At 72.8% G+C, this 16,405-nt stretch carries 14 protein-coding genes, 1 tRNA gene and 1 riboswitch; of the genes, 5 read left to right on the forward strand and 10 right to left on the reverse strand.

The window, feature by feature from the left end:
* The first annotated feature begins 22 nt into the window (after nt 1-22).
* Complete coding sequence (locus PZ894_RS22690; RefSeq protein WP_275748284.1) at nt 23-529, forward strand: MarR family transcriptional regulator; 507 nt, start codon at nt 23-25, stop codon at nt 527-529.
* A gap of 39 nt (nt 530-568) precedes the next feature.
* On the opposite strand, the gene PZ894_RS22695 is transcribed toward PZ894_RS22690, so the two are convergent.
* Nucleotides 569-1,912, reverse strand: a complete 1,344-nt coding sequence (locus PZ894_RS22695; RefSeq protein WP_275748286.1) for a hypothetical protein — start codon at nt 1,910-1,912, stop codon at nt 569-571.
* Between the two features lie 186 nt (nt 1,913-2,098).
* On the opposite strand from PZ894_RS22695, the gene PZ894_RS22700 reads away from it, so the two are divergent.
* Nucleotides 2,099-3,514, forward strand: a complete 1,416-nt coding sequence (locus PZ894_RS22700; protein ID WP_275748287.1) for an ISL3 family transposase — start codon at nt 2,099-2,101, stop codon at nt 3,512-3,514.
* Here the strand turns inward: PZ894_RS22700 and ettA are convergent.
* The 5 genes from ettA to PZ894_RS22725 all read right to left on the reverse strand — a co-directional run bounded on the left by ettA (nt 3,501) and on the right by PZ894_RS22725 (nt 10,496).
* Complete coding sequence (gene ettA, locus PZ894_RS22705; protein WP_275748288.1) at nt 3,501-5,183, reverse strand: energy-dependent translational throttle protein EttA; 1,683 nt, start codon at nt 5,181-5,183, stop codon at nt 3,501-3,503. The two genes, PZ894_RS22700 and ettA, sit on opposite strands and share 14 nt — an antisense overlap.
* A 117-nt stretch (nt 5,184-5,300) precedes the next feature.
* Entirely contained in the window at nt 5,301-5,723 is a 423-nt protein-coding gene (gene ssb / locus PZ894_RS22710) for a single-stranded DNA-binding protein (RefSeq protein WP_275748290.1), read from the reverse strand.
* Nucleotides 5,724-5,896: 173 nt separating this feature from the next.
* Nucleotides 5,897-7,552, reverse strand: a complete 1,656-nt coding sequence (locus PZ894_RS22715) for a GTPase (RefSeq protein WP_275748291.1) — start codon at nt 7,550-7,552, stop codon at nt 5,897-5,899.
* Between the two features lie 89 nt (nt 7,553-7,641).
* Nucleotides 7,642-9,369 (reverse strand): dynamin family protein, encoded by a 1,728-nt coding sequence (locus tag PZ894_RS22720; protein WP_275748293.1) that lies wholly within the window; start codon nt 9,367-9,369, stop codon nt 7,642-7,644.
* Nucleotides 9,366-10,496 carry a PrsW family intramembrane metalloprotease gene (locus PZ894_RS22725; protein WP_275748295.1) on the reverse strand — a complete coding sequence of 377 codons (1,131 nt, stop codon included), beginning with the start codon at nt 10,494-10,496 and terminating at the stop codon, nt 9,366-9,368. Before PZ894_RS22725 ends, PZ894_RS22720 begins: the two co-directional genes overlap by 4 nt.
* Nucleotides 10,497-10,577: 81 nt before the next feature.
* Here PZ894_RS22725 and PZ894_RS22730 point away from each other — a divergent pair, with 81 nt between their 5' ends.
* Nucleotides 10,578-12,002 carry an aminopeptidase P family protein gene (locus PZ894_RS22730; RefSeq protein WP_275748297.1) on the forward strand — a complete coding sequence of 475 codons (1,425 nt, stop codon included), beginning with the start codon at nt 10,578-10,580 and terminating at the stop codon, nt 12,000-12,002.
* 98 nt (nt 12,003-12,100) lie between these two features.
* Here PZ894_RS22730 and PZ894_RS22735 read toward each other — a convergent pair whose 3' ends face one another.
* Nucleotides 12,101-12,439, reverse strand: a complete 339-nt coding sequence (locus tag PZ894_RS22735) for a transglycosylase family protein (RefSeq protein WP_275748299.1) — start codon at nt 12,437-12,439, stop codon at nt 12,101-12,103.
* Nucleotides 12,438-12,583, reverse strand: a riboswitch (cyclic di-AMP (ydaO/yuaA leader). (Overlaps the previous gene by 2 nt.)
* Before the next feature lie 146 nt (nt 12,584-12,729).
* Between PZ894_RS22735 and PZ894_RS22740 the strand changes: the two genes are divergently transcribed.
* Nucleotides 12,730-13,128 (forward strand): PGPGW domain-containing protein, encoded by a 399-nt coding sequence (locus PZ894_RS22740; RefSeq protein ID WP_275748301.1) that lies wholly within the window; start codon nt 12,730-12,732, stop codon nt 13,126-13,128.
* Nucleotides 13,129-13,149: 21 nt separating this feature from the next.
* Here the strand turns inward: PZ894_RS22740 and PZ894_RS22745 are convergent, their stop codons facing one another.
* Nucleotides 13,150-14,583 carry a lytic transglycosylase domain-containing protein gene (locus tag PZ894_RS22745; protein WP_275748303.1) on the reverse strand — a complete coding sequence of 478 codons (1,434 nt, stop codon included), beginning with the start codon at nt 14,581-14,583 and terminating at the stop codon, nt 13,150-13,152.
* Between the two features lie 172 nt (nt 14,584-14,755).
* On the opposite strand from PZ894_RS22745, the gene PZ894_RS22750 reads away from it, so the two are divergent.
* Nucleotides 14,756-14,829: transfer RNA gene (locus PZ894_RS22750), tRNA-Arg, on the forward strand.
* Nucleotides 14,830-14,841: 12 nt separating this feature from the next.
* Here PZ894_RS22750 and PZ894_RS22755 read toward each other — a convergent pair.
* Nucleotides 14,842-15,699 (reverse strand): hypothetical protein, encoded by an 858-nt coding sequence (locus PZ894_RS22755; RefSeq protein ID WP_275748305.1) that lies wholly within the window; start codon nt 15,697-15,699, stop codon nt 14,842-14,844.
* 23 nt (nt 15,700-15,722) lie between these two features.
* On the reverse strand, nt 15,723-16,376 hold the full coding sequence (locus tag PZ894_RS22760; RefSeq protein ID WP_275748306.1) for a response regulator transcription factor: 654 nt from the start codon (nt 16,374-16,376) through the stop codon (nt 15,723-15,725).
* Between the last annotated feature and the right edge of the window lie 29 nt (nt 16,377-16,405).

Genomic DNA, 16,405 nt, shown 5'->3' on the forward strand with positions numbered 1-16,405 from the left:
AGCCCGCCCTATAGTGCGAAGGGTGATCGACTCGGGGAACGGCCAGACCACGTGGCTGGACGAGGAGGAGCAGCGGTCCTGGCGCGCGCTGCTCATGGGGATGACCCTGCTCCTCGACCGCCTCGACGACGACCTGCGCCGTTGCTGCGCGCTCTCGCTCGTGGAGTACGAGATCCTGGTCCGGCTCTCGGAGCGGGAGGGTCGACAGATGCGGATGGCCCAGCTCGCCGACGCCCTCGCCCACAGTCGCAGCCGGGTCACGCACACCGTGACCCGCATGGAGAAGGCCGGCCTGGTCGAGCGCAGCAGCTCGCCCGAAGATGGCCGCGGCGTCATCGCGAGCATGACCGAGAAGGGCTACGACCTCCTGGCCCGCACCGCACCGATCCACGTCGGCGGCGTGCGCGAGCACCTGGTCGACCTGGCCACGCACGAGGACTTCCTCGCGATCGGCCGCGTCATGAACGCGGTCTCCGACAACCTCGTGGCGGCCCACCCCGAGATGGAGATCCGCGTGAAGGACGCATGAGCGCCGGCCCGCGGGGGTGCCGGCGTCGGAGCGGCCAGCTCAGCCGTGCCAATGCCTGTCGAGGCGTCCGGACTCGGTGAGTCGCATGACGAGGATGCCCTGCCCGAGCCGGTAGTTGCGCGGCGTCGCCGTGCCGACCACCACCACCCGACCGGCGCGGTCGACCGCCACGGCGTACGCACGCGCCTGCTGGTAGCCGCGCAGCGCCCTCACCAGCGCGCCCTTCCCGGCGAAGGCGGTGTCCGCTCGGCCGTCGACATAGCGGACCACGCCGACCCGGCGGCCGGTGTACCCGACGCTGACGATCCCACCGGCGGCGTCGGCGACGACGGCGGTCGAGCGCTCGTCCTGCCCGGCGGCGAGATCGGTGGTGGCGAGCAGACCGCCGGGCGCACCATCCGCGTCGTACCCGAGGAGCGCGAAGCGGCCGGCCACCCCGCCTCCGCTGACGACCGAGCCGTCGGACCGGAGCGCCAGCCCGTCCCCCATGACGTCGGAGCCGCGCGGCCCGTAGGTGACCTCGGTGTGGTAGCCGCCGTCGTAGTACGACGAGTCGAGCCGCCCGTCGGGCAGCAGCCGCGCCACGCCGTTCTCGGCGGGCTGCCCGATGCCCCGGAAGACTCCGACCTCGACCACGTAGCGGCCCTCGGCGTCGACGACGACCGACCCCGCGGACGTCCCGACGACCACCCCCTCCTGGCTGCCGTAGACGGAGAAGCGGGTGATGCCCTTCGCATCTCCGAAGCCCCGGTCGACGCGGCCGGCCGAGGTCAGTCCGATCACCAGTGCCCCCGACGGCCGCAGGCTGCGCCCGGTCACCACGATCCCGCCCGACGCCGTGCTGACGACGTCGCTCGCGGAGCTCCGCGGCCGCGTGTAGCGGCCGTGCCGACCGAACTTGCGGTCCAGCCGACCACTCTGGCCGAGCCGGAGCACCACCAGCTTCGAGCGCCCGACGGCATAGGCGTTGCCGGTGGCCGCGACGAGGATCCGGCCCCGGTCGTCGACCGAGATCGCGCCGGCGGCCGCCTCCTGCCGAGGCGTCGCGACGGCGACCCGGGCGATGCCCTTCCGACCGAACGCGCGGTCGAGGCGGCCGTTGGGCCGGTAGCGCAGGACGAGCACGTCGTTGCCGTCGACGCCGGCGACCAGCACCCTGTCCTTCTCGTCGACCGTGACCGCCGTGCCCTCCGCGTAGTCGCCGCCACCCTTGACCGCGGGCAGATGGGTGACGACGACACCCGGTGGGGTCTTCGGTGGCGTGGCGAGCGCCGCCGGGCGCACCGCCTGAGCCCGTGCCTGCGCCGGCATCGGCGTAGCGGCGAGTCCGGCGGCGACGCTCAGGATGCCGAGCAGGGCGGTGACCAAGCGGAGCCTTCGCATCCGGCGACCATAGTTGCGACCACTGGATCGCGCTCCGAGAACGGACAGGTGGTGCCCGAAATTGGGGCTCTTCCGAGTTGCGGTGGGGATGAGCGGCGCGCCGGTGGCGGCGTGAACGCCGGGTGAGAGGGGTCAAGGCCTCCAAGATCGGGAGCGACCAAGCACCCAAGCCGGAAGGCCTCGACGTTGTCCGAGCCTACGGCGCGTTCTGCTGCGCGCTGCCATCACGACCCCTACTGCTCCCGCTGTGATCTGCTCGTCGGGCTCGGCGGCCTGCACGTCACCGCTGTCGAGTTCGGCCACGACGCGGATGGGGTCGGCCTGCTGACGGTGGGGGTGGAGTCGCTGCCGGCACCGATGGGCTGCACGACTTGCGGGGTGATCGCGCACAGCCACGGCCGCCGCGACGTCACGCTTGTCGACGCGCCCTGCTTCGACCGGCCGGTGAAGTTGGTGTGGCGTAAGCGGACCTGGCGGTGCGGGGAGCCGTCGTGCCCGATCAAGGTCTTCACCGAGCAAGACGACCAGGTCGCTCGTCCACGTGCCCTGTTGACGACGCGGGCGTGCTGGTGGGCGATCAACCAGATCCGCCGCGAGCACGCCTCCATCCGCGGCATCGCCCGGCAACTCGGGACGACCTGGAACACGGTGTGGACCTCCATCGAGCCGCTCCTGGAGGAGACGGCCGACGACGAAACCCGCTTCACCGGCGTCAAGCGCCTCGGCGTGGACGAGCACGTGTGGCACCACGTCTCCGAGTTCCCGATCGAAGACGGCGGCCGCGGCCTCAAGCTGTTGACCGGGATGGTCGACCTCACCCCAGATCCCGAGTCCGGGAAGCCGAAGGCGCGGCTGCTGGACCTGGTCCCGGGTCGGTCGGGGAAGGCGTACAGCGACTGGCTCGCCGCACGTGGCGAGGACTTTCGTGACGGTGTCGAGGTCGCGACCCTGGACCCGTTCCACGGGTACAAGAACGCCATCGACGACCAGCTCGAGGACGCGACCGCGGTGCTCGACGCGTTCCATGTCGGAAAGCTCGGCACCCAAGCCGTCGACGAGGTCCGCCGCCGCGTGCAGCAGGAGATCCACGGCCACCGCGGCCGCAAGAGCGACCCGCTCTACGGGATCCGCACCATCCTGCGCTGCGGCGCCGAGAAGCTCACCGGCCGGCAACGAGCCCGGCTCGACAGGGCGATCGCCGCCGACGAGCGCCACGACGAAGTCCTCGTCGCCGGGCTGTGCGCCCAGAAGCTCCGATCGGCCTACAAGGCCACGAGCCCGGTCGAGGGCCGGCGGATCGCCGAGGAACTCATCCGGTCGCTGCCCACCTGCCCGATCCCGGAGATCAAGCGGCTCGGCAAGACGTTGAAGCAGTGGCGCGAGGCGTTCCTGGCCTACTTTGACACCGGCCGCGCCAACAACGGCTGCACCGAAGCGATCAACGGCCTCATCGAACTCCACCGCCGCGTCGCCCGCGGCTTCCGCAACCGCGAGCACTACCGGCTACGCATGCTCCTCATCGGCGGCGGCCTCGCTCACCCCACCTCAGGTAGGAAGAGCCGAAATGGCTCGACCGCGCTGAGGCCGGTCAGTCGCGGGTGAGGCGCCGGTGGGTGACCCGGTGGGGGCGGGCGGCCTCGATGCCGAGGCGCTCGACCTTGTTCTCCTCGTAGGCCGCGAAGTTGCCCTCGAACCAGAACCACTTCGCGTCGTCCTCGTCGTCGCCCTCCCAGGCGAGGATGTGGGTGGCGATCCGGTCGAGGAACCAGCGGTCGTGGGAGGTCACCACCGCGCAGCCCGGGAAGTCGAGCAGCGCGTCCTCGAGCGACGACAGCGTCTCGACGTCGAGGTCGTTGGTGGGCTCGTCGAGGAGCAGCAGGTTGCCGCCCATCTTCAGCGTCAGCGCGAGGTTGAGACGGTTGCGCTCGCCGCCGGAGAGGACGCCGGCCTTCTTCTGCTGGTCGGGTCCCTTGAAGCCGAACGACGCGACGTACGCGCGGGAGTTCATCTCGAAGTTCGCGACCTTGATGAAGTCCAGGCCGTCGGAGACGACCTCCCAGACGTTCTTGTCGGGCGCGATCCCGCCGCGGCTCTGGTCGACGTACGAGATCTTCACGGTCTGGCCGACGTTGAGCTCCCCGCCGTCCGGCGTCTCGCTGCCGGTGATCATCCGGAAGAGGGTGGTCTTGCCGACGCCGTTGGGCCCGATGACGCCGACGATGCCGGCGCGCGGGAGGGAGAACGACAGGTCGTGCATGAGAGGACGACCCTCGAAGCCCTTCGCCAGGCCCTTCGCCTCGAGCACCACGTCGCCCAGGCGAGGACCGGCCGGGATGTTGATCTCGGAGGTGTCGATCTTGCGGGCGCGGTCGGCCTCGGCGGCCATCTCCTCGTAGCGGGCCAACCGCGACTTGCTCTTGGCCTGCCGGGCCTTGGGGTTGGAGCGCACCCACTCCAGCTCCTTCTCCAGCATCTTGGCGCGCTTCGCGTCCTTCTGACCCTCGATCTTGAGGCGGTCCTTCTTGGTCTCCAGATAGGTGGAGTAGTTGCCCTCGTAGGGGTGGGTCTTGCCGCGGTCGAGTTCGAGGATCCACTGCGCGACGTTGTCGAGGAAGTACCGGTCGTGGGTGACGGCCAGCACGGCGCCGGGGTACGACGCGAGGTGGCCCTCCAGCCACTGCACCGACTCGGCGTCGAGGTGGTTGGTGGGCTCGTCGAGCAGCAACAGATCGGGCTGCTGGAGCAGCAGCTTGCACAGCGCGACGCGGCGGCGCTCGCCACCCGAGAGGTTGTCGACCAGCGCGTCGGGCGGCGGGCAGCGCAACGCGTCCATCGCCTGGTCGAGACGGCTGTCGAGGTCCCAGGCGTTGGCGTGGTCGAGGTCGGTCTGCAGGTCGCCCATCTCGGCGAGCAGCGAGTCGTAGTCGGCGTCGGGGTCGGCGAGCTGCTCGGAGATCTCGTTGTAGCGGTCGAGCTTGCGCTTGATCTCCCCCGCTGCCTCCTCGACGTTCTCGAGCACCGTCTTGCCCTCGCTCAGCGGGGGCTCCTGCTGGAGCATGCCGACCGTGGCGTCCGGGTCGAGGATGGCGTCGCCGTTGTTGGGCTGGTCGAGCCCGGCCATGATCTTGAGCAGCGACGACTTGCCCGTCCCGTTGGGTCCGACGACGCCGATCTTGGCACCGTGCAGGAACGAGAGCGTGACGTTGTCGAGGACGACCTTGTCACCGTGGGCCTTGCGCACGTTGCGCAGCGTGAAGACATAATCCGCCATGGTCCCGACCCTAGTGCGCCGGGCACGCTGAGCCCCGATCGGGGCCGCGGCAGCGGCCCCGTCGAGGGCGCCGTCACGGTCGGATGCGCCGCCCCGGGCTGTCGTCGACGCGGGCGCCTACGCCGCCTGACCCGGCGTCACCTCCTCCCCCGGACCGGACGTCGTCGACGCCGGCTCGGCGGGCTGGGCGCGGGTGAACTGGCTGGTGCCGCGGCTGAGGTCGTGACCGACGTGGACGGCGTCAATCTCGAACGTCAGCACCTCGACGTTGTCGGCGTTGACGTAGGTGCGGGTCTCCAGCCGGCCGTGCACGACGACGGGGTCGCCCCGGCGCAGCGACGCGGCGCAGTTCTCGGCGAGCCCGCGCCAGACGTTCACGGTGTACCACTGCGTCTGGCCCTCCGACCACGACTCGGTGCGTCGGTTGAACTTCCGCGGCGTGCACGCCAGCCGGAAGTTCCCGACGGGCACGCCGGCGGCTGTGCGCAGCGCGACGTCGCCGCCGAGCCAGCCTCGGATGGTGATGGTGCTGTCGGACATGTGGGTCTCCTTGTCTCGATCCAGGTGGACGGTTCGAGACAACGGGGCGGCGCCGACAGCGAGGGGCCGGTCGGAGCGAGCCTGGGGAGAACGCGGTCGCAAGACGACCTGTGGACGAAAAGCGGCTCGGCCCTGTCCGACGAAGCTCCCGCGGCGCTGCCTGCGCGGGGACCTCAGGCCAGCGCGCGTCCGACGCCCGCGCGGACGGCGGCGTACGCCGCGAGCTCGGCCTCGACCGGCTCGACGACCAGCTCGTGCGTGACCTCGTTGACGGCGTCGCGCAGGCGCTCGTCGGCCTGGCGGGACCGGGTGCGGGCGGCGCTGGCGACCGCGATCCGGGCGGCCACGCCGAGGACGATGCCGAGGACCACGCCACCGACGAGGAGCACGAGCGCGGCGGCCACGCCGAGCACCTGCGGGGTGTCGTTGTCCTGCAGCTTGCCCATGCCGGCGAGCGCGCCGGTCCAGCCGAGGCCCGCCAGCGCGGCGAGGAGCAGCAGCCACTGCAGGAGGCGCACCAGGGTGATCCAAGCGGGGAGCTTCGCGACGCCCAGGTCGGTGCCTGCCAGGGCCTGGTCGAGCCGGTCGCCGAGCTCGTCGAGTCGCGATGCCGCGGCCCGGCGCACGGCCGTGACCCAGGGCGGGGTCATCCCCGACGTGAGCTCGTCGGCGAAGGTGCGCACCTCGTCGTCGACCCGGGCGCGCTGCACCTGGGTGGCCTCCGGGAGGGCGGTGCGAGCGCGGCCACTGAGCTGGCGGCCCTCCGCACCGAGGTCGAGCTCGAGGCGCTTGAGCGGGTCGGCCTTGATGCCCGACACCCAGCCCAGGACCGGCCAGCCGGTGGCTCGGTAGCCGCGCTGGCGCACCGACCTGTTGACCGCGTCGACGACGACGGGCACGCCGGCGGCCTCGGCGAAGGCGTCGTCGAGCGCCGCCACCCGCGCGGGCTCGACGACCCGGGTAGGTGCGTCGCCGTTGGCCTCGGCGAGCCTGCCGGCGACAGCGCGGATGTCGGCGTCGAGCCGGCCACGGGTCGCCTTCTTCTCGTCGGCCCGGCGCGCGATCTCCGCGCGCAGCTCGGGGACGCCGGTGCCGAGCCGGGCGCTGACCGGCAGCACCGGGACGCGCTCCAGCCCGTCCTGGTCGAGCAGCCGGCGGATGTCGTCGAGCATCGACTGCCGACGCTCCTCGGGCACCGTGTCGATGTGGTTGAGCACCACGAGCATGATGTCCTGCTGCTCGGCCGCCGGTCTGAGGTAGCGGTCGTGGATCGCGGCGTCGGCGTACTTCTGCGGATCGACGACCCACACGAGGATGTCGGCGAGTGCGATCAGCCGGTCGACCTCGAGGTGGTGGGAGACCTCGGTGGAGTCGTGGTCGGGCAGGTCGAGCAGCACGACGCCGTCGAGCTCGGCCTGCTGGTCGCGGCGCCCGCTGTCGAGCATGGAGTCACGGGTGGTCTGGTGTCGCGGCGGGATGCCCAGCCAGTCGAGGAGCTCGTCGGCACCGTCGCGGCCCCAGACGCAGGCGCTGGCCCACGACGTCGTCGGGCGACGTACGCCGACCGCGGACAGCTCGAGGCCGGTGAGGGCGTTGAACGTCGACGACTTGCCCGAACCCGTCGCACCGGCGATGCCGACCACCGTGTGGTCGGCCGACAGCCGGAGTCGCCCGGCGGCGCGCTCGACCACGTCGGCGCAGTCGTCGACGAGCGAGTCGTCGATGCGACCCCGCGCGGCCCTGGCCGCGTCGTCGAGACCGTCGATGCGGGAACCGATGTCGGTACCACGGGTGACCAGTCGGTCGGTCCCCTCGAGCAAGGACGTCATGTTCTCCCTTGACCCGCCCGCAGCGGGGCGTCGCCGGCGTACTCGTTGCACGCCCAGCCTAGGGCACGGCCCGCGCCCCGAGGCACGTCCTACTGCTCGCGGGTGAGCGGCGTCTCGTCGCGGCGGCTCTGCTCGAAGCGCCGGTCGTCGACCCTGCGGGCGGCGTCACGCACCTGGCGGTCGGCGTCGGGGTCGATCCCGAGCCCGTCGAGGAGGCCGAGGTGACGGCGCCGCTCGGAGTCGAACAGCGACCCGATGCGGCGCTCGAGGTCGCCGCGGCCCCGGGCCACTAGGGTGGCTGCCGACTCGGCGCCGAAGACCGCGTCGAGCAGGGGCCGGCCGACCTCTGCCCCGCCCGTCGCGCCCTCGGGCGCGCGGTCGGCGAGCACGAGCACCCCCAGCGTGACGGCCAGTCCGCGGGCGCCGTACGCGAGGTAGCGGGCGGTGCGCCGGTCGGCGTCGCCCGCCTTGACCAGGTCGGTGAGGTGCTGCTGCCAGGCGCGTACCTCCGCCTCGACGCCGCGGCGCAGGCCGCGGGATGCGCGCGCGAGGTCGTCGTCGGTGGCGGCGAGCAGGGAGCGGGCCGTGCCCAGCTCCTGCCACGCGGCGGTGGCGGTCGCGGCCGCCCGCTCGGCGTGGTCGAGCACCATCAGCTCGACCGCCGACTCGATCGCGACCGCGACCCGGTCTGCCTGCTGGCCGGTGCCCTTGACCGCGCTGACGAGGCGGTCGCGGATCAGGCCGACGCGTCCCTCGAGCGAGCGCAGCAGCTCACCGGTGCCGGCGAACTCCCGCCACCGCGCCGACACCTCGCCACGCAGCAGCGTGCCGTCGGTGGCCGCGGCGACCGCACGCTGCGCGGCCTCGTCGTACGCCGCGGTCGCGGCGTCGCGCAGCCCCGCCTCCGCTGCGATCTGGTGGGACACGGCGTCGGCGATCGTGTGCGCGTGGCGGGCGTGGCTGCGCACTGTGCCGTCGAGGGTCTGGCGCACGACCGCCGACCGGGCGTCGGAGTCCTCGGCGAGCGAGACCAGCCACGCCCGGACGTCGGCGACGGCGGAGGCGTCGAGCAGCCCCTCCGGCGAGACGGTCGACTCCGGCACGGTGAAGAGCGGGGAGTCCTTGAGCCCGCGGCTGGCGAGCATCCGGGCCAGGTGTGCCGCCACGGTCGTCACGGCGTCGGCAGGCGTCCGGTCGAGGACGATCGCCACCGCGGTCGACCGCTCCGCGGCCCGCTTGAGGTGCTCCCACGGGACCTGGTCGGAGTAGCGCGCCGCCGAGGTGACGAAGAGCCACAGGTCCGCGGCCGCCAGCAGCTGCGTGGCGAGCCTGCGGTTGTCCTCCTCGACCGAGTCCACGTCGGGCGCGTCGAGGATCGCGAGCCCGGGCGGCAGCGTGTCGGACGCGACGAGCTGGAGAGCGTGCCGATCGTCGGAGTGCTCCTGGACGCGCACCAGGTCGGGCAGCAACCGGTCCTGGCCGAACCACTGGGCGTCGTCGGGATGGTGCACCAGCACCGCCGAACGAGTCGTCGGGCGCAGCAGGCCGGGGTTGGTGACGCGCCGGCCGACGAGGGAGTTGACCAGCGTGGACTTGCCGGCACCGGTCGAGCCGCCGACGACCGCGAGCAACGGCGCCTCGATGGTCATCTGCCGGGGAAGGACGTAGTCCTCGAGCTGGTCGATCAGCTGCTGACGCGACCCCCGGAGCTCCGCCGCGCCCGCTACGTCGAGGGGCAGCGGAGCGGCCTGCAACGCGTCGTGCAGTCGCACGAGCGCGGTCAGCATGCGGGAGTCGCGGTCGGCGGACGCCGTCATCTCGTGGGTACCACCTGTCCGGGGAAGGCGATCGACGGCCGGAGGGCATCGATCCTCTGGAGGAACTGCTCGCCGCGCGCCGCGTAGTCCGGCGGCGGGGTGCCTCGCAGGTAACGGTAGTGGAGGAAGCCGAGCTCGATCGCGGCTTGCTGGTAGTCGCGCATCGCGCGCTCACCCGCGCGTCCGGCCCGCTCCCGCGCGAAGGCGCGGCTGCGGCGCCGCGCCGACAGGTCGACGACCCACCCGATGTCGGTCGCCGGCACCAGGCCGCGCGCGGCTGCGTCCGACAGCGCCGACGCGAGCATCCGACGCTCGGAGCGCCGCGACCACACGGCGAGTCCGATCACCGACACCAGCGCGGGCGCCATCAGCACGATGTAGGCGACGGCGAAGTGGCCGAGGCCGGAGGCGGTGGACGTGTTCCAGACGGCATGGGCGACCACGGCGGCGACGTACCCGGCCGCCGGCCAGAGCACGCGCCCGCTCCCGCGAGAGCTGACCGCCAGGCCGACGCCGATCCCCAGGAACGTCGTGAAGAGCGGGTGCGCGAAGGGACTGATCAGGCAGCGCAGCACGAACGTCGCGGTCACGGCGTCGACGCCGCCCGGACCCATCCCGTCGGTGCCGTTGTACGCCGCGGCCAGGTAGAGGATGTTCTCGGTGAACGCGAATCCGACGCCCACCATGCCCGCGTAGACGATGCCGTCGAGGACGCCGTCGAGCTCGGCCCGCCGCCACCAGAGCAGGAGGACCAGGAAGAGGCCCTTGCTGGCCTCCTCGGTGACCGGCGCGACGATCTCCAGCGTCTGCCGGTCGGTGAACCCGCCCACGACGCCACCGATGCCCTGCAGCACGATCGCCGCCGCGGTCGCGACGAAACCGCCCCACAGCAGCCCCGCCGCCAGCAGGGCGCGGGGCTCGGGCTCGTAGCGGTCCAGCCAGAGGTAGCAGGCGACGATCGGCCCGACCGGGACGGCCGCGAGCGCGGTCGCGAGCACCACGCTCCTCGGCGCCCCCGAGAGTGCCAGGATCGCCAGGATCACGAGCGCGCCGACGACCACCAGCAGGGTCACCACCACCGTGAACGCGACCGACGACGCGGCGCTGACACGGCGGCTTCCGGGCATGGCGGCAGCCTATCGGTGGCGGCCCCCGCGACCGGTCACGCGCCCGCGGGGCGACGGCGCCCGTCGGCGTACAGTGGCCGCGTGGACCAGAACGTGAGCGACAACGACACCACCCAGCCCCACACCGAGTCCCACGACCCGGCGGTGCCGGCGGCGTACGCCGCGTTCATGCGCGAGGGCTGGGGCGAGCGTGAGCTCGACCTGCCGCGCGCCGGCGTCGCGGGCCCCGCGGCGCTGCGCCGACAGCGCCTGGCCGAGGCGTTCCCGGGCGAGCGGCTGGTGCTGCCTGCCGGCACCTACAAGGTGCGCGCCAACGACACCGACTACCGGTTCCGGCCCGACACCGCCCACACCTACTTCTCCGGCAACCAGACCAGCGACGCCGTGCTGGTCGTCGCCGACGCCGAGGCCGTCCTCTACGCGCGGCCGCGCTCCTCACGCGAGACCGACGAGTTCTTCCGCGATCGGCAGTACGGCGAGCTGTGGGCGGGCCGCCGGCCGTCCCTGCGGGAGATGTCCGACTCGCTCGGGCTCGAGGTGCGGCACATCGACGAGCTCGACCGGGCGCTCCAGGGCACGGGCAAGACCCGGGTCCTGCGCGGGATCTCCACCCACGTCGACCGGATGATCGCCGCCGACGAGACCCGCGACAGCGACTTCGCCCGGGTCGCCTCCGAGCTGCGCCTGGTCAAGGACGACTGGGAGGTCGCCCAGCTCCAGGAGGCCTGCGACATCACCACGCTCGGCTTCGAGGACTCCGTCCGCGAATGGGACCGGGTGCTCGAGTTCGGCGAGCGCTGGATCGAGGGCACCTTCTTCCGTCGCGCCCGGGCGATGGGCAACGACATCGGCTACGACTCGATCGTCGGAGGCGGCCGACACGCGACCACGCTGCACTGGATCGACAACACCGGCCCGATCACGCCGGGCGAGCTCGTCCTCCTCGACATGGGTGTCGAGAACCGCTCGCTCTACACCGCCGACGTCACCCGCACCCTGCCGGTCGACGGCCGGTTCACCGATCTGCAGCGAGACCTCTACGACCTCGTGTACGCCGCGCAGCAGGCCGGCATCGACGCACTCCGTCCCGGGGAGCCTTTCCGCGCCGGTCACAACGCGGCGATGGAGGTGCTCGCGCACGGTCTCGCCGACCTGCGGCTGCTGCCGGTCCCGGTCGAGGAGGCGCTCGACCCGGAGAGCCGCGTCTACGCCCGCTGGACCCTGCACGGCACCAGCCACATGCTCGGCATGGATGTGCACGACTGCGGCCAGGCCGCACCGGAGGCGTACGCCGAGGGCACCCTCGCCGAGGGCATGGTGCTGACCGTGGAGCCCGGCCTGTACTTCCAGGAGGACGACCTGCTCGTCCCCGAGGAGCTGCGCGGCATCGGCATCCGGATCGAGGACGACATCCTCGTCACGGCCGACGGCACCACGAACCTGTCCGCCGCGCTCCCCCGCACCTCCACCGAGGTCGAGGAGTGGATGGGCCGCCTGCGCGGCTGACCCTCACCCACGAGCTGTAACGGGGTGTTGTGACCTCTGCTGACCCGTCACAACGGGCCGGAAGACGCCACAACACCCCGTTACAGCTGCGGTGCGGATCAGCGCAGGCCGAGCCGCGAGGTGCAGGCCGGCCAGGCGCCCCAGCCCTGCCCGCGCTTGATCCGCTCGGCGACCTTGATCTGCTCGCGCTTCGTGGCGCCGTGCGGGAGGCGGGCGAACCGGCGGCCGCCGTACCCCCGCCAGGTGCCGGGACTGATCTGCAGGCCGCCGAAGTAGCCGTTGCCGGTGTTGATGTGCCAGCGACCGCCGGACTCGCAGTGGGCCAGGCGCTCCCAGGTGCGCTTGGTGGCGGCCTCACCCGGCGCCTGGACGGCGACGACCGGGGTCAAGGTGGCCGCCGTCAGGGCGGCCGCGGACGCGAGAGTGCGCATGCGCATGTGATCTCCTCGACGCCTGCGGAGTTAGCTGTCGGGTTCGGGCGGAGTCGTGCCCGGCCGCCAGTGGCGGCTGCACCCCGAGGGTCGTCACGCGACCCGGAGACGTGGGTCCCCCGCTCCCGTCCTGGGTGGTGTCGGTGTCGACCCGGCGCCGGACGGGACTCGGCGTGACGACGGGCCGTCCCGGACTGCCGGGACCCTCACGACCGTAGGTCGGCAGCGGCCGTCGTCCAAACCGGCCACCGCTCGGACTCAGGTCGCTCTCAGGCCCGGCTGTCACCCTGCTCGACATGTCGCACTCGCTGTCCCCGCGCGCCCACGCCCTGCTGACCCGGGTGGAGCGGTGGTCGAACGCCGGCCCCGTGCGTGCCGTCGCCGTCAAGGTGCTCGTGACCGTGGGCGGTCCGCTGATCATCCTCGCGGGCATCGCGATGCTGGTGCTCCCGGGCCCGGGGCTCGTGGTGATCGCGCTCGGGTTCACGCTGCTCGCGCTCGAGTACTCGTGGGCGCGGCAGGTGCTCGGCGTCCTCGGACGCGGTCTGACTCGCCTGCGCGAGGCCGTCTTCCCGCGCGAGGCGACGCGCACCCGTCGTGCGCTCGGCGTGCTGACGACCGGGGCGTTCGTCGCGGGCAGCACCGCCCTGACCTCTGCGGTCACGGCCCTGGTCGGTACGCAGAGGGTGCTCTGACCGGGCCGGTGAGGGGGCCGGTCAGGGGCCGGTCACGGGCTCGCGGTAGGCGGCCTCCTCGATCAGGAGCACCACCGGAAGCTCGCCCTCGGCGGGGACGGACGTGGTGACCGTCACCTCGATGCCCACGAGGCCGGCGAGCTCGTCGGCGTTGGTCTCGACGGCACCGTCGCCGTCGAAGTCGGCCAGCGCGACGGCGGTGAGCACCTCCGCGCGGCCGACCTCCACGCGGACCTCGCCGACGCACCAGGCCGGCTCGACCTCGGTGCCGCACTCGGTGAGCGGCCCGGTGAGCTGCTGGGTCGGCGGCTCCGGCTCGGGAGTCGGGACCGGAGTCGGTGCCGGTGTGGGAGTCGGTGTGGGGACCGGACTGGCCGCAGGAGGCGAGGGCGTCGGTGCCGGCACCGGCGCCGCGGGCGGCACGACGGTCGGGGCCGTCGGTGGAGCCGCGGGCGGAGTCGCGGGTGGAGTCGGTGGCGCCGGCGGAGGGGCAGGCGGAGGGGCCGTGGGCGGAGCCGCCGGGGCGCCGCCCCGGCCGCCCTCGTCATCCGCGCCGCCCTCGTCTCCCGGGCCCTTCGGCTTGTCGGAGCCGCCCTGGGTGCGAGGCCCGTCGTCGCCGGCACCGTCGAGGGTCGGGTCGACGGGGTCGACGGGCAGCACCCCCGCCGCGACCGCGACCGTGTCGACGAGGTCCGGCAGCGCGACCGTCCCGCCGGCGTACTCGTGCGCGAGCACGAGCACGGCTGCGACGTACGACGTCGACGGGTTGTAGCGCAGCAGCGCTTCGCGGAGGTCCGTCGCCGTGGTGAGGTCACCGGGCGCAGCGCACAGGTACACCGCCGCGCCGAGGGCCGCGTCGTCGATGTCGTCGGCGGAGCGCCTGCCGTCGCCGTCGGCGTCCACGCCGATCGTCGCCCACGTCGAGGGCAGGATCTGCATCGGTCCGACGGCACGATCCCAGCGGGTGTTGCCGTCGACGAGGCCGCCGTCGGTGTCCGGCACGGCGGCGACCGCGCCGCGCCCGTTCAGCACCGGCCCCAGGGTGAGGGGATCCGAGACGCCGTCCGCACCCAGCAGCGCGCCGGCGTACCGCCCGTGGTCGGACTCGATCGAGCCGATCGCCGCGAGCAGCGGCCACGCCAGCCCGCAACCGGGGTCGACCTCGGCGACGACCATCGCCGCACGCTGGTACGCCGAGAGCGCGACGCTCGGGACCGGCCCCGGGTCCGTCGTGGTGGCGGCCTCGAGCACCGGTCGCGGGATCGCGGTCTCGATCGCCCCCTCCACCGACGGAATGGCGGGGAGCGGGGCGGTCACGGGATCCGGCGCAGCCACGGCCCCGTCGCTGGAGATCGGGGTGGCGCCGTCCCCGCCGGGGCTGTGGCCGGGCGCCGAGAGGCAGACGGCGACCAGCGTCCCGGTCGCCAGGAGCCTCGAGGTTCGGATCGTTCGCATGGTCTCGTCTGTTCTGTGCTGCGCTCCAGCGTCGCCGACGGCGCCAAGGACCCGGGCGCGCCGGCGAAGGTGTTACCTCATATCGAGGACCCGGCATCGGTGCGGCCCGCCGGTCGCGGTCAGGCATACTTGCGCCCGGTGGGAGCGCCGACGCGGCGTCCTCCCGCCTCCGGCCTCCGTAGCTCAGCTGGATAGAGCAGCGGCCTTCTAATCCGCTGGTCGCAGGTTCGAGTCCTGCCGGGGGCGCTGGTGGTCCTCCTAGCGGCGCACGATGCGTTCGCAGGAGCGCCGGGTCACGATGTCGCCGCGGTCGACCAGCGCCTTGTCGGCGCCGGCGCCGCAGTCGACCCGGTCGCCGCCACGACCGTCCCGCGCGTCCAGGGTGTCCGCGCCGTCGAGTCCGGTGAGGCGGTCGCGGCCGCCCTTGCCGACGAGCCGATCGGCACGGTCGCCCCCGCGGAGGTCGTTGGCCCCGCGGTTGCCGATGATCACGTTGCGTGCGAGCGCCGAGCCGTTCACGTCCTCGATGTCGGCCCGGTAGTTGTCCCGGTCTCCGGGGGTGCCGTCGTCGGCCTTGCCGTCGAGGCTCGCCCTGATCCGGCTGGCGACCACCCCGCCGAGCTGGAGGAGGTCGCGACCGGGGCCGCCCCCCAGCACGTCGCCCCCGTGGGGGTGGTCGCGGTCCGGGACCAGGATGTCCCTGCCCCGGCCGCCGGAAAGGACGTCGCTGCCCTCGTAGCTCTCGAGCGTGTCGTCGCCGTCCTGCCCGAAGATCCGGGTGGTCGTGCCGAGCGACTGGCTGTTGATCGAGGCCCCGTAGTCGTCCCCGTCACCGAGCAACAGCCCGAACCGCGGCGTCCCCGGCGTCGAGCAGTAGACGTAGTCACCGAGGAGCTCGCACTCGCCGTCGACCTGGGTGACGTCGGCGTCGTCGTGGAGGGCCGGGCGGGCGGTGGGGTTGTTGCCCCAGTTGACCCGCATCGTGTTCGGCTCCCCGTCGACGTCGGCGAACGCCACCATGTCGCCGTCGACCGCGACCACGCTGGCCCACGCCGGTACGGCGGACAGAGCCACCGCGGTGACCAGTCCCGCGACGCCCGCGCACCGCCACTTCATCGATCTGTGTCCTTCCACGAGGCTCAGTCCTCCGGCGTGAACCGGCGCATCCGGTCCGGTTCGAAGCCGTGCGTCATGCCCCACGCGACGGCCTGGGCCCGGCGGGTGACCGAGATCTTGCGGTACGCCGTGCGGATGTAGGTCTTGACCGAGTTGATCGAGAGGTAGGTGCGCTCGGCGATCTCCTGGTTGCTCAGGCCCTGGGTGATGAGCGCCAGCACCTCCGCCTCACGGGCGCTGAGGGCGACGTCGCGCCCCGGCCACTCACCACGGACGTCGTCGTCCACCGTCGTCGCGGACGCAGGAGGGGTCACGGTCTCACCGCGGTGCACCGCCTCGATCCCGGCCACGATCTGCTCGGCGTCCAGGCCCTTGGAGAGGTAGCCGGCCGCGCCGCGCTCGAGTGCCTTGCGGACCAGCTCGGGCTGCAGGTTCCAGCTGAAGATCACGATCCGGGCGTCGCCGCCCTGCACCAGGTCGTCGAGGTCGACGCCGTCGCCCTGCACCGCGGCGAACGTGTCGTAGAGCACGACGTCGACGTCGCGGACCACCGACATCGAGGTGTCGAGCTCGACCACCTGGACGCGCTCGCGGTGGGGAGCGAGCATCGTCGCGATGCCGGCGACCACGATCGCGTAGTCGTTGACCACGGCGACGCGGATCGGTGCGGGCGACATGGTCGCCACCCTATTCCTTGCGGCTTCGG

The organism is Nocardioides sp. YIM 152315 (assembly GCF_029210375.1).
In the GTDB taxonomy this organism is placed as follows: Bacteria; Actinomycetota; Actinomycetes; order Propionibacteriales; family Nocardioidaceae; genus Nocardioides.

Coding starts and splice junctions, on each gene's coding strand:
- PZ894_RS22695 (WP_275748286.1), bottom strand. CDS start 1,912: ATGCGAAGGCTCCGCTTGGTCACCGCCCTGCTCGGCATCCTGAGCGTC.
- ettA (WP_275748288.1), bottom strand. CDS start 5,183: ATGGCGGATTATGTCTTCACGCTGCGCAACGTGCGCAAGGCCCACGGT.
- ssb (WP_275748290.1), bottom strand. CDS start 5,723: ATGTCCGACAGCACCATCACCATCCGAGGCTGGCTCGGCGGCGACGTC.
- PZ894_RS22715 (WP_275748291.1), bottom strand. CDS start 7,552: ATGACGTCCTTGCTCGAGGGGACCGACCGACTGGTCACCCGTGGTACC.
- PZ894_RS22720 (WP_275748293.1), bottom strand. CDS start 9,369: ATGACGGCGTCCGCCGACCGCGACTCCCGCATGCTGACCGCGCTCGTG.
- PZ894_RS22725 (WP_275748295.1), bottom strand. CDS start 10,496: ATGCCCGGAAGCCGCCGTGTCAGCGCCGCGTCGTCGGTCGCGTTCACG.
- PZ894_RS22735 (WP_275748299.1), bottom strand. CDS start 12,439: ATGCGCATGCGCACTCTCGCGTCCGCGGCCGCCCTGACGGCGGCCACC.
- PZ894_RS22740 (WP_275748301.1), top strand. CDS start 12,730: ATGTCGCACTCGCTGTCCCCGCGCGCCCACGCCCTGCTGACCCGGGTG.
- PZ894_RS22745 (WP_275748303.1), bottom strand. CDS start 14,583: ATGCGAACGATCCGAACCTCGAGGCTCCTGGCGACCGGGACGCTGGTC.
- PZ894_RS22755 (WP_275748305.1), bottom strand. CDS start 15,699: ATGAAGTGGCGGTGCGCGGGCGTCGCGGGACTGGTCACCGCGGTGGCT.
- PZ894_RS22760 (WP_275748306.1), bottom strand. CDS start 16,376: ATGTCGCCCGCACCGATCCGCGTCGCCGTGGTCAACGACTACGCGATC.